At 44.6% G+C, this 11,712-nt stretch carries 12 protein-coding genes; 1 reads left to right on the top strand and 11 read right to left on the bottom strand.

From position 1 onward, the window contains the following. The 4 genes from ACN0W5_RS07120 to ACN0W5_RS07105 all read right to left on the bottom strand — a co-directional run bounded on the left by ACN0W5_RS07120 (position 1) and on the right by ACN0W5_RS07105 (position 3,366). Positions 1 to 729, bottom strand: coding sequence for a CpaD family pilus assembly lipoprotein (locus ACN0W5_RS07120; protein ID WP_417453451.1), 729 nt, complete (start codon positions 727 to 729; stop codon positions 1 to 3). A 3-nt stretch (positions 730 to 732) separates the two neighbouring features. Continuing rightward, positions 733 to 2,124: a type II and III secretion system protein family protein gene (locus tag ACN0W5_RS07115; RefSeq protein WP_417453450.1), complete on the bottom strand. Its 1,392-nt coding sequence runs from the start codon at positions 2,122 to 2,124 to the stop codon at positions 733 to 735. Continuing rightward, entirely contained in the window at positions 2,124 to 3,017 is an 894-nt protein-coding gene (gene cpaB, locus ACN0W5_RS07110; RefSeq protein ID WP_417453449.1) for a Flp pilus assembly protein CpaB, read from the bottom strand. Before cpaB ends, ACN0W5_RS07115 begins: the two co-directional genes overlap by 1 nt. Before the next feature lie 166 nt (positions 3,018 to 3,183). After that, entirely contained in the window at positions 3,184 to 3,366 is a 183-nt protein-coding gene (locus ACN0W5_RS07105; protein WP_417453448.1) for a Flp family type IVb pilin, read from the bottom strand. A gap of 290 nt (positions 3,367 to 3,656) precedes the next feature. On the opposite strand from ACN0W5_RS07105, the gene ACN0W5_RS07100 reads away from it, so the two are divergent. Further along, positions 3,657 to 5,150 (top strand): cobyric acid synthase, encoded by a 1,494-nt coding sequence (locus ACN0W5_RS07100; RefSeq protein WP_417453447.1) that lies wholly within the window; start codon positions 3,657 to 3,659, stop codon positions 5,148 to 5,150. A 32-nt stretch (positions 5,151 to 5,182) separates the two neighbouring features. Here ACN0W5_RS07100 and ACN0W5_RS07095 read toward each other — a convergent pair whose 3' ends face one another. The 7 genes from ACN0W5_RS07095 to sufB all read right to left on the bottom strand — a co-directional run bounded on the left by ACN0W5_RS07095 (position 5,183) and on the right by sufB (position 11,704). Then, positions 5,183 to 5,872: a fumarylacetoacetate hydrolase family protein gene (locus tag ACN0W5_RS07095; RefSeq protein ID WP_417453446.1), complete on the bottom strand. Its 690-nt coding sequence runs from the start codon at positions 5,870 to 5,872 to the stop codon at positions 5,183 to 5,185. Between the two features lie 72 nt (positions 5,873 to 5,944). Continuing rightward, entirely contained in the window at positions 5,945 to 6,316 is a 372-nt protein-coding gene (locus ACN0W5_RS07090) for a HesB/IscA family protein (protein WP_085900335.1), read from the bottom strand. 90 nt (positions 6,317 to 6,406) lie between these two features. Continuing rightward, a complete protein-coding gene (locus tag ACN0W5_RS07085; RefSeq protein WP_417453445.1) occupies positions 6,407 to 6,808 on the bottom strand; it encodes a DUF59 domain-containing protein in 402 nt (133 codons plus the stop codon). Beyond that, complete coding sequence (locus ACN0W5_RS07080; protein ID WP_417453444.1) at positions 6,808 to 8,091, bottom strand: aminotransferase class V-fold PLP-dependent enzyme; 1,284 nt, start codon at positions 8,089 to 8,091, stop codon at positions 6,808 to 6,810. The genes ACN0W5_RS07085 and ACN0W5_RS07080 overlap by 1 nt, the downstream gene beginning before the upstream one ends. A 28-nt stretch (positions 8,092 to 8,119) precedes the next feature. Further along, positions 8,120 to 9,445 (bottom strand): Fe-S cluster assembly protein SufD, encoded by a 1,326-nt coding sequence (sufD, locus tag ACN0W5_RS07075; protein WP_417453443.1) that lies wholly within the window; start codon positions 9,443 to 9,445, stop codon positions 8,120 to 8,122. Further along, positions 9,445 to 10,194, bottom strand: a complete 750-nt coding sequence (gene sufC / locus ACN0W5_RS07070) for a Fe-S cluster assembly ATPase SufC (RefSeq protein ID WP_417453442.1) — start codon at positions 10,192 to 10,194, stop codon at positions 9,445 to 9,447. Before sufC ends, sufD begins: the two co-directional genes overlap by 1 nt. Positions 10,195 to 10,246: 52 nt before the next feature. After that, positions 10,247 to 11,704: a Fe-S cluster assembly protein SufB gene (gene sufB, locus ACN0W5_RS07065; RefSeq protein ID WP_417453441.1), complete on the bottom strand. Its 1,458-nt coding sequence runs from the start codon at positions 11,702 to 11,704 to the stop codon at positions 10,247 to 10,249. Positions 11,705 to 11,712 lie beyond the last annotated feature (8 nt).

Below are 11,712 nucleotides of genomic sequence, written 5' to 3'. Positions count from 1 at the left end.
CTATTCCGAAATGCCGCTTGTACTTAACCCACTTATTAGAGGTGTAATTTCACCTTTTCTATATCTTTCAATCCCAAGAGAAACAGCCGTTGAGTCTGCAGACGTGATCGGTTTACTTCCATCCAGAGCGTCAGGCGATACCACCATATTGGCCAAATTGACTTCTTGCGCACAGCCGAATGTTCTTATGGCAGGTCTTGTCCCTTTCGGGTGGCGTTTTATGGCGCATTCTGGGGGAACAATAACCTTCCTATGGATTAGTATTGCAGCATTGTGTGTACCCTGAGTAAAAATTGCGATGGGTTTTTGGGCGACGCTGCTTTTGTATCCCAGTTCTGTAAGTGTGAATTTCAAGCGATTAACGGCACTTTCGGCATTAGGTGTTTTTTTGCCAGTACCATCGCGAAGACCGTCCAGAATAATTTCATCCCGTGTATTCACTTTGTAGCTTTGAAGAAAGCTCTGTAACTCCGTTTCCAAGGCTAAAGTGTCGGTAGATCCATCGGGGATATAAAAACCTTCTGTTGCGATATAGCTATGTGTGCTGGCTCGTTTGCTGGTGGTAATTGGGCGCCATCGCCCCAAGTCCATGAAATCAACCGCAGCCTTAGATATTTGTTGTTCAGCAGGGATTGTTTTAAATCCTTCTTGCTGGGCACACCCCAATGTGAATGCTGAAAATGAAAGAGCTATCCAAAGGCTGGCCGTTCTGGGTATTGTTGTTTGCATTATCTATTCCAAAATAAAGGTTGGCTCAGTGCTGGGATAGGGTGTCGTTGTGTCATTATTTTGAATCGAAGTAGTTGTTTCTAGAGTTTCAAGTTTTTGCGGTGTCGTTGCCGCATTTATTTGTTCAACGTAAGGATCCGTTGGAAGAGCTATAGGGTTATTGGATGGCTTAACCAGGTAAGGCGTAACCACAATAACAAGTTCACTTTCACTGTTCTGAAAGCGTTCACTTTTAAATAATCGACCAAGAATGGGAATATCGCCTAAACCAGGGACTTTATTCGCAACTTGTGTTTGGTTATTTAGAATTAACCCGGCAATAGCAAAGCTTTGTCCGGACCCTAGGTCTACTGTTGTTTCTGCTCTTCTTGTTGATAGGGCAGGGATTTCTAGGTCAGATAAAACGACTGCCCCATCAGAAGATAACTGACTCACTTCTGGGCGTACGCGCAGGGATATTCTGTTCTCGGATATTATCGTCGGAGTAAAGGCCAAGCTGACGCCAAATGACTTGAAGGCAATTGATATTGTCCTTACGCCATCTTGCACATTAGACCCGACAGGAACTGGAAACTCTCCACCAGCCAAAAATGTGGCTGTTTCCCCAGAAACAGCTGTAAGATTGGGTTCCGCAAGAATTGTAACGAGTTCATCTTGAGCTAAAGCATCTATCAGGACGTTTAAATTGAAATACTTACCGACTGTTGATGTGATCCCCAATAAATTGGGAGGACTGGTTGCTAATATTGATGATGTCGTTGTGCTAAAAGCAGCATTCGTCAAGCCGTCATTAAAGCTTGATCCTGTCCAATTAAATCCAAACTGTTTGAGTACATCATTTCTTACTTCTGCAATTCTTACTCTCAGATGTATCTGGTCTGAGGCAAGAACAGACATCTGTGATATGATTTGTTCTGTTTCTGGCACAATAAAGCGTTCAGCGATTCTTTTGGCGCTATCAGAATCAACAGCATTATTAACTTGTCCTGTTAGAAGAATACCATTGTTGATTGAGTTTGCTTGTATCTTGTGATCGGGTATTGCGGTATCTAAGGTTTCTCTTAGAAGCTCTAAATTATGAGTTATTTTAATTGGAATGCTGGCGATTACTTGGTCATTGGTATCAATGGCAAAGACGCTTGTTTCACCTGATTTTTTTCCAAAGACGTAAACAAGCTTTGCTGATTTAACATTCAGATCTGCAATTTCAGGGTTTGCAATAAAGATATTAGATGCGGCACGGGGGAGTTTAATAAGATTGCCTTTGCCGACCTCAATTTCCATGATTTCAGAATTGGTCTCAACAGTTTGAAAAGATTGTGCTTGTATTGGATTCAAGCTCGCGATAACTAAAGCTTTGGCAAGGCACAAGAGAATAACCCGAACTAATCTCATTACTCGCCTCCTGCCTTAACTGATGTGTTTCCTCGTGAAATAACCAACGAACTTTCTGCCGATCCACCCGTCTTGCCTGTTAATACCTGTGTCGCTTCGTAGTCCCAAGTATAGCTATCGCCTTTTTCGGGGCTTTCATCCGCCGCAATGTTTCCTGTTTCAATCATTTCTTGCAACTCTTCTTCATCTTTTGCGAGGGGACGTAAGGCCAATGAAATTGTGCCAAGGATTTTTGCGACGGTAACAATTTCTACCTGATCAGGTTTTAGTTCGACCGTAACGGTTTTTGCACTGATACTGTTCTTTCCTTCGGGTGTGTTTATTGCTGCACCAAGGGCTAGAACACGTACATTGGTCATGACAGTTTCACTGGCTTTTCGTGTTGTCCCAGAATTATCTTCGTCGTCCTTTATGGAAAGTGAAACAATAAGATCCACTCGATCTCCTGGGAAAACCAGACCGCTAACTCCGGTGGCATCAGAAATTGGAATTGATAAGGCTCTATGCCCCGGCTTTAGCACGGCAGCGAGAAAGCCTCTTTCTCCCGGGCGAACAAATTTTTTAACATTAATGGGTTCGCCAGCAGAAATTTCTTTGCGGGCGACGCGACCAGTGAGATCTTCTATTTTGAAGTTATCTTTGTTTAGATGATGGTCTGATGCATAGTCTTCTGGCCAATCCTGCCACACAAAATCTTCTTCACTGATAAATTTACCAAGGGGTATATCTATTTTTGCAGTTAAAATTTGAATGGATTCTTGGGGGGCCACAGCGACTGTTTGTGCCGATTGAACAGGCCGTTTGTTCGCATCCAACCAAGACTTGGCTAAAAATGCGGTACCACCACTTAGCATTAAGGCTATGAGTATCAGGATAAATTTGCGTGCCATCATATGTGCATTCTATGCGGATATGGTAAACGCTTTGTAAAAGAAGTGTTTTCAAACGTAAATTGAAAATTAAGCCAAGACATAATTGGATTATTGGCAGAGAAATGAACAAAGGCTCCTAAGAAGGAGCCTTTGTTCATTGGAAGGGTGAATGAATAGGTTGGTATTATTATACCTTGTCAGCAGCATCGTCCAAAGCAGATTTTGCTTCACCAAAGATCGTATTCAGTGATGTACCCAAAGCTTCCAGTGTTGCAATTGCGGCAACGGAAACAAGCGCAGCAATCAAGCCGTATTCAATAGCAGTTGCACCAGATTCGTCAGTAAGAAAAGTTTTTGTAAAGTTAAGCATGTTCAGGGCTCCTATTCCTCGTAAACTGGAAATGATAATGTCATTCATCTATTAATAAATAGTAAAGAAAAATATTAGTTCTTAGTTTTTAAAGAATAGATGCTTTTTATTTTATTTATACTTATTAATTCTAAAGTAAATGTATATTTTGTAGTTATTAATGTTTAATAAGATTAAAATTTTATGTAAATTTTACTTTGTTGGGTTTTTCTTGTTTCAAGGCGAGTTTTTCATGTGTATCTCTGTAAAAAAGTAAACTCTTCCAGACAATTTTAATAACAGGAAGCTTTATGACGGTCGCAATCATGTTTCAGGGCACGGGATCTGATGTGGGTAAGTCCCTTTTGGTTGCTGGGATTGCCCGAGCTTTATCCAATCGTGGTCTGAAGGTACGTCCCTTTAAGCCCCAGAATATGTCTAATAATGCTGCTGTTACACCTTGTGGTGGGGAGATTGGTCGTGCACAAGCGCTTCAGGCCAAGGCCTGTCGTGTTGAACCGACGACGGATATGAACCCTGTTTTACTTAAGCCTCAAACAGATATGGGGTCTCAGGTTATTGTACAGGGGAAAATATGGGGGAATACCAATACAGGTAACTATTGGGGGCGTCGCCATGAATTGATGCCAACGGTTCTAGAGAGCTTTCAACGACTTGCTGCTGAGGCAGACATAATACTAGTTGAGGGCGCGGGCAGTCCTGCGGAAGTAAACTTGAGATCAGGTGACATCGCCAATATGGGCTTTGCGATTGCTGCGCAAGTGCCCGTGATTCTTATTGGTGATATTGATCGTGGTGGGGTGATTGCATCCATTGTTGGAACCAGTGCGCTTATACAAAAAGAAGAAAAAGATCTGGTTAAAGGGGTTATTATAAATAAATTCCGTGGCGACCTCAGTCTTTTCAAAACCGGTGTAAGTATTATCGAAGAAAAAAGTGGTTTTTCTTCGCTCGGTGTGGTGCCTTACTTTAAAGGTGCGCGTAAATTACCCGATGAAGATGCGGTGTCTGTGCAGTCTGGTGTTTCGATTATTGGTAATGGAGCAAGCGAAAAAGATACCATTCGTATTGCTGTTCCCTTGATTTCACGTATTTCCAATTTTGATGATTTTGATCCTCTGATTGCGGAAGAGGGGGTAGAGCTGACGTTTATTCATCCCGGCGATGTTATTCCTGCTGAGACGGATTTAGTTATTTTGCCGGGATCAAAAGCAACAATCGGTGATCTGGAATTCTTCAGGGCGCAAGGTTGGGATATTGATTTACAGGCTCATGTTCGAAGAGGTGGCCAGGTTCTCGGCATTTGTGGTGGCTATCAGATGTTGGGATCCTTGATCACTGACCCTGAAGGTATCGAAGGGGAAGTTGCGTCTGTTCCGGGTTTAGGACTGTTACCAGTGACAACTATTTTAACCGGAGACAAGAAACTTACGGAAGTTAAAGGATGCGATATTGCAAGCGGAGAGATGATAACGGGTTATGAGATGCATGTCGGTGTAACCGAAGTTGATGGAACTCAAACTGATAACATTTTACCGATGCTCTCTATCGATCAGAGGGAAGAGGGCGTTCGACTTAGTTCGGGGCAGATATCGGGTTGTTATCTGCACGGTCTTTTTGTTTCTGATAGCTATAGGACCGCCTTTTTAAATCGAATCAAAAAACGAGAAGCCAGCACTTTATCCTTTGAAAAGGAGATCGACATGACTCTTGATGCCTTGGCGCAGCATATGGAAGAAAATGTTGATATTGATAAGCTGTTGTCTATAGCAGGGTATAAATAGGTTTTTTTGAGGTGCGGTTTAGCCAGCAGGTCTTAGGTGAGCTTGAAGGAGAGGTCCGAGAGACCATCGATAGAGCAAGTGATTTCATCTCCGGATTTGATTGCACCAACGCCAGCTGGCGTTCCCGTCATGATAATATCACCAGCACGTAGATCAAACAGACGGCTGAGGTGATAGATAATGTGTTCTACCGACCAGATCATGTCTCCAAGTGTTGCGTGTTGTCGTACCTCTTTATTAACACATAGAGAAATTGAAGAGGATCCAGAGAGTGCGAGATCTTCAGTGAGAGGTGTAATTGCACTACAAGGGGCCGAATTCTCAAAGCCCTTTGCCACATCCCATGGATGACGTTTGTCTTTACAAATTTTTTGTAAATCTCTTCTGGTTAAATCAACGCCAGTTGCATATCCAAAAATATGTGCTTTGGCTTGCTCTGGTGAAATATTACTGCCCCCACTTTTTAAGGCGACGACAAGTTCTACTTCATGGTGAAGATCTGTTGTTGCGTTTGGGTATGGAAATGAACCGCCTTCTGCGACGAGAGCCTCTGCCGGTTTCATAAAGAACATCGGGGTTTCGATTTCAGGATCTCCGCCCATTTCTTTCGTGTGTTCGGCATAGTTTCGGCCGACACAGAAAATACGCCGGACAGGAAATAATTGATCTGACCCAACAACGGGGAGTGTGACAACAGGGGCAGGGTCAAATGTATAAGACATGATTTGAGTTGGGGTTTCTTGTTAAAGGTCCGACGGTGGTTGAGGTGCTGAGTGCAGGTAGGAGGAAACTAATCAGGTGATTAGCTCTGCTTTGTTGCTTTCGGGAGCAACGTGAAAGCTTTCACCGCAACCACAACGTCCTTCTTCATTTGGATTGTTGAAAACAAATGAGCTTTGGAATTTATCCTGAACAAAGTCCATTTCGCTACCAATCAAGTACATGACGGCAGTTGGTTCAATAAAGATTTTGACGCCTTTGTCTTCGACAATATCTTCAAACTTCTTTTGTTCTTTGGCGTATTCCACGACATAACTGAGACCGGAACAGCCCTTGGTACTGATGCCAACGCGCAGGCCAAGAACAGCTTCGTCCTGACTTTGATCCATAAGCGTTTTGACGCGGTTTGCGGCAGCATCTGTAAGGGTGATGAGTTTTGGCATCATCGGATTATGTCTCTTAATTTCCAGTTTCTGATCGTACTATATCACTATATGGGGGCAATGCCCCAGATAAAAAGGCTATATGAGAAAAGCTTACATAAACAGGCCTAGTGCCAGTTGGGCATCGTCACTCATCATATTCTGGTTCCACGGGGGCGACCAGGTCAGAATAACAGTTACTTCCCCAACGCCTTCCACAGCGGCAACAGCTTCGGCCACCTGCATGGGGAGCTCCCCTGCGACCGGGCAGTTTGGGGCCGTTAACGTCATGCTGACATTGACATTACCTTTTTCATCCATTTCATGCCCATAGATGAGGCCCAGATCATAGATGTTCACTGGGATCTCTGGGTCGTGAACGCTTTGGAAGGCATCAATAATGTCATCTTTGCCTGCAAAGGACTTTCCGTCTGCCAATGGCTGACCTGCTGTAGCCTTAAAGCCTTCTTCTGCTTTAGGAAGAAAATCGCTTAAATTTTTTCCATCATCAAACATTAGCTAAAAAGTTCCCGTACTTTTTCAAGTGCATCAGCGAGCGCATCAACTTCTTCGCGGGTGTTGTAAATACCAAAGGAAGCGCGTGCCGTTGCTGGTAGATTAAAGCGTTGCATCAGGGGCTGGGCACAGTGATGACCGGCCCTGACGGCAACGCCTCTGCGATCAAGGATTGTACCGATGTCATGGGCGTGTGCTTCTTCCATCGTAAAGGACAGGATGCTGGCCTTTTCCTTAGCTCTGCCAATAATATTCAATCCGGGTATTCTGCTGAGGCGTTCTGTTGCATAGGCTAGAATGCCGTTTTCGTGGGCTGCGATATTATCTTTGCCCAAAGCTTCTATATATTCAATAGCAGCTCCAAGGCCAATGGTCTCGACAATCGCCGGGGTGCCTGCTTCAAAGCGATGCGGGATTTCTTTGTAGGTTGTTTTCTCAAAGGTAACGAGATCAATCATTTCACCGCCACCTTGATAGGGAGGCATTGAATTCAAAAGATCTGCTTTGCCGTAAAGGATACCAACACCACTGGGGCCGTAAACCTTGTGCCCAGAGAAACAGTAAAAATCCGGATTGAGATCCTGCACGTCAATATGAGCATGCGGAGCAGCCTGACAGCCATCAACTAAAACCTTTGCGCCATGAGCATGGGCAACACGGATAATATCTTTAATCGGCGTTATCGTACCAACAGCATTTGAGATATGGGTAATGGCAACCAGTTTTGTCTTTGAAGTAAAGAGATTTTCGTATTCTTCAAACAGGAAGTTTGCATCACCATCAATCGGCACAACCTTGATTTCAATACCAATTTGATCTCTGAGAATTTGCCAGGGAACAATATTGGAATGGTGCTCCATATGGGAAATGATGATCTCATCACCGGCTTTCAGAAAATTCCGACCATAGCTTTGTGCGACTAGGTTAATCGCCTCTGTAGCACCTTTGGTCAGGATGCACTGGTCAGGGCTTTCTGCATTAATAAAGCGTGCCGCAGCATTACGGCCGGATTCAAAAGCTTCGGTACAGGTCTGACTCAGGCTGTGGACACCACGATGAACATTGGAATAGTAAGTTTCATAGGCCTCTTGCATCCGATCCAGAACCTGACGGGGTTTTTGTGCTGATGCAGCACTGTCTAAATAGACGAGGGGGCGGCCATAGATTTCACGTTGAAGGATAGGGAAATCTTCGCGTACGCGATGAACATCAAATGCCTGCAACGAATTGTCGCCAGCTTTGATGGTTCCCAGATCAACGTTTTTTACTGTACCTATGCTCATTGTGTTGTCCTTATGCCCTTACTTCAAATCAGGCGGGTTTGTTTGGATTGTTCTCTAGCCAGTCAGATATTCTCACCAGAAAGAGATCCTTTAAATCTTCGTTTTGAACGGCTTCAACGGCATCAGCCAGAAAAGCGTTCACAAGAAGAGATTGTGCTTGTTCCTGAGAAAGGCCGCGTGACCGTAGATAGAACAATGCGTCTTCGTCGATCTGACCGGATGTGCAACCGTGGCTACAGATCACATCGTCAGCAAAGATTTCCAATTCAGGTTTTACATCCACTTCAGCACGGTCAGAAAGCAGCATGGCACGGTGAGATTGATTGCCCACTGTTTTTTGAGCTTGCTCATGAACAATGATTTTCCCCTGAAAAACGCCTCTTGCACTTCCCGCCAAGACACCTTTGATAACTTCGTCACAGGTTGTATGTGGTGTCTTGTGATCAACACGTGTTGTAATATCGCAATGCTGATCGTCAGTGCCCATATAGGTGCCATTCAAATGACAGGCGGAATTCTCTGCTGCCAGGCTAACATTAATTTCTGAACGAGCTAGCCGTGCCCCTGTGTTCAGCAAGAAGCTATCGTATGTAGCGCCTTTGCCAACGTCTACTTCTGTTGAAGAGATCAGAAATGCAGACTTGTTACTTTCCTGAACACGATAATGGTGCAGCGTCGCATTTTCATCAACATTGATATCTGTGGCAGCGTTAGAGAAATAGACGTTTTCTCCGTGGTCTGCATTGTGTTCGATAATTGTCGCCTTGCTACCCGCCCCAACAGAAATGATGTTTCTGGTGTGATGCGTGCTTTCAGCTTTGCTACTGCCGAGATGTAGAATTTCGATTGTTTTCTCTAAAGAAACATCCTTTGAAATGGATAGAATATATCCATCAGCCATAAGGGCCGTATTCAAGGCAACAAGCGGCTGCTCTTCTGCACGTGGACGTGACAAACGCGCTTGATCGAGATCACTGTTCCCGTTGTCGAGCACTGTCGCCAGGCTTTCCATCGTAACGCCAGTTGGCAGGGTGCTATCGGATAAAGCTTCGGAATAGCTACCGTCGATGAAGACGAGGCGCACAGAAGATGTACTATCCATAAGTCTTGGCAGTTCATCATTGGCTGCCAATTCTGATGTTTCAGGCGCAGAGAAAGCCTGTTTCTTCAGGGGATTAAGGCTGGTGAACTTCCAAAGCTCGGTTTTCGCTGATGGCAATCCGATGTCGTTGAACAGGGCGATGTTTTTTGCCCGTGTTTCATTGAGCCATGCAAGATTGTTTCCGGGTAAACGGTCTTTGCTTTGGTCATAGTGGGCAATGAATGCCTCTTTATCTGATGGAAGTGTTACCATTAGGCTGCCTCACCAGAATAGTCTGCATAACCCTTTTCTTCCAACTCAAGTGCCAGTTCTTTACCGCCAGAACGACGAATTTTACCGTTCGCGAGAACATGAACCTGATCAGGCACAATGTAGTTCAGAAGACGTTGATAGTGCGTGATCACCAGAATGGCATTGTTTTCAGCACGTAGCTTGTTCACACCTTCGGCAACGACTTTGAGCGCATCGATATCGAGGCCGGAATCTGTTTCATCCAAAACAGCAAGTTTAGGGTTCAGAACGGCCATTTGCAGGATGTCGTTACGTTTTTTCTCACCGCCAGAGAAGCCGACATTAACGGCACGTTTCAACATGTCGTCCTTAATACCAAGTTCTTTGGTTTTTCCACGGATCATTTTAACGAATTCCATGCCGTCCAGCTCTTCTTCACCGCGGTAACGACGCTGAGCATTAAGAGCTTCTTTCAGGAACGTCGTGTTGGTAACGCCTGGAATTTCTACAGGATATTGAAATGCGAGGAAGATGCCTTCGCCAGCACGTTCTTCAGGCTCCAGCTCGGAAATATCTTTGCCGCCGAAAAAGATACCGCCTTCGGTAACTTCATAGTCATCACGACCGGCAAGGACATTTGCAAGCGTTGACTTACCAGAACCGTTAGGGCCCATGATGGCGTGCACTTCGCCTTTGTTGATATTCAGGTCAATGCCCTTCAGAATGGCTTTTCCATCGACTTCTGCGTGAAGATTTTTAATTTCTAGCATCTTTTTACTCTGTTCTTTTCATCTATGTGACTAATTGGAATAGGGCGCTTCGTTATCCGACGCTGCCTTCCAGACTGATTTTGACAAGCTGTTGCGCTTCAACAGCAAATTCCATTGGTAGTTCCTGCAACACCTCGCGACAGAAACCGTTTACAACAAGACCGACGGCATCTTCTTCGGATATACCGCGCTGACGACAGTAAAAGAGTTGGTCTTCACTGATTTTAGAGGTTGTTGCCTCGTGCTCCAGTCTTGCCGATCGGTTTTTACTCTCGATATAGGGAACGGTATGTGCCCCACAGGTCTCGCCGACCAGAAGCGAGTCACACTGTGTAAAGTTACGTGCACCCTCGGCTTTGGCTGCGACGCGAACCAATCCACGATAGGTGTTTTGTGACTTGCCGGCTGAGATACCCTTAGAGATAATCCGTGAAGTTGTATTTTTACCCAAGTGGATCATCTTGGTGCCGGTATCAGCCTGTTGACGACCATTGGTAATGGCAACGGAATAGAATTCACCAACAGAATTATCACCTTGAAGGATACAGCTTGGATATTTCCAAGTGATCGCTGAACCTGTCTCAACTTGGGTCCAGCTGATCTTGGAGTTTTTACCCTTACAGATACCGCGCTTGGTCACGAAGTTGTAAATACCGCCTTTACCTTCTTCATCGCCGGGATACCAGTTTTGAACGGTGGAGTACTTGATTTCAGCATCGTCCATTGTCACCAGTTCGACAACAGCAGCATGAAGTTGATTCTCGTCGCGTTGAGGGGCTGTGCAGCCTTCCAGATAACTAACGTAAGAGCCTTCATCCGCCACAATCAATGTGCGTTCAAACTGTCCTGTATTCAGTTCATTAATTCTGAAATAGGTTGATAGTTCCATGGGGCAGCGAACACCCTTGGGGATGTAAACAAAAGAACCATCGGTAAATACAGCTGAGTTCAGGCAGGCGTGTTTGTTATCACCAGCAGGAACTACAGAGCCAAGGTATTTTTTGACGAGTTCCGGATAATCCTGAATTGCTTCGGAAATTGGACAGAAGATAACGCCAACTTCTTTCAACTGTTCGCGGAAAGTGGTGGCAACAGATACAGAATCAAATACGTAATCAACGGCCACACCCGCCAATACTTCTTGCTCTTTAATCGGAATGCCAAGCTTTTCATATGTGCGAAGAAGCTCTGGATCGACTTCGTCCAAACTCTGTGGGCGGTCTTCCATACTTTTTGGGGAAGAATAGTAATATGAATCCTGATAATCAATTTCAGGTATTTCCAACTTTCCCCATTTGGGTTCAGGCATCGTCAGCCAAAGGCGATAAGCTTTCAAGCGCCATTCTAAAAGCCACTCGGGCTCATTTTTCTTGGCAGAGATGAAACGAACAGTATCTTCGCTTAAACCCTTTGGGGCCTTTTCAGATTCAATATCTGTTACAAAACCATATTTATATTTGTCCATCTCAAGGGATTGGACCTGTTCGACTGTTTCTTGTGTGGCAGCCATTTTCTTAC

This window comes from Kiloniella sp., from assembly GCF_048270245.1.
Lineage (GTDB): Bacteria > Pseudomonadota > Alphaproteobacteria > Kiloniellales > Kiloniellaceae > Kiloniella.
Note: the sequence above shows the minus strand (reverse complement) of the source record. Positions and strands in the feature narration are given on the sequence as shown.

Bases quoted from the DNA above. Each gene is read 5' to 3' on its own strand.
- ACN0W5_RS07120 (WP_417453451.1), bottom strand. From the start codon at position 729: ATGCAAACAACAATACCCAGAACGGCCAGCCTTTGGATAGCTCTTTCA.
- ACN0W5_RS07115 (WP_417453450.1), bottom strand. From the start codon at position 2,124: ATGAGATTAGTTCGGGTTATTCTCTTGTGCCTTGCCAAAGCTTTAGTT.
- cpaB (WP_417453449.1), bottom strand. From the start codon at position 3,017: ATGATGGCACGCAAATTTATCCTGATACTCATAGCCTTAATGCTAAGT.
- ACN0W5_RS07105 (WP_417453448.1), bottom strand. From the start codon at position 3,366: ATGCTTAACTTTACAAAAACTTTTCTTACTGACGAATCTGGTGCAACT.
- ACN0W5_RS07100 (WP_417453447.1), top strand. From the start codon at position 3,657: ATGACGGTCGCAATCATGTTTCAGGGCACGGGATCTGATGTGGGTAAG.
- ACN0W5_RS07095 (WP_417453446.1), bottom strand. From the start codon at position 5,872: ATGTCTTATACATTTGACCCTGCCCCTGTTGTCACACTCCCCGTTGTT.
- ACN0W5_RS07090 (WP_085900335.1), bottom strand. From the start codon at position 6,316: ATGATGCCAAAACTCATCACCCTTACAGATGCTGCCGCAAACCGCGTC.
- ACN0W5_RS07085 (WP_417453445.1), bottom strand. From the start codon at position 6,808: ATGTTTGATGATGGAAAAAATTTAAGCGATTTTCTTCCTAAAGCAGAA.
- ACN0W5_RS07080 (WP_417453444.1), bottom strand. From the start codon at position 8,091: ATGAGCATAGGTACAGTAAAAAACGTTGATCTGGGAACCATCAAAGCT.
- sufD (WP_417453443.1), bottom strand. From the start codon at position 9,445: ATGGTAACACTTCCATCAGATAAAGAGGCATTCATTGCCCACTATGAC.
- sufC (WP_417453442.1), bottom strand. From the start codon at position 10,194: ATGCTAGAAATTAAAAATCTTCACGCAGAAGTCGATGGAAAAGCCATT.
- sufB (WP_417453441.1), bottom strand. From the start codon at position 11,704: ATGGCTGCCACACAAGAAACAGTCGAACAGGTCCAATCCCTTGAGATG.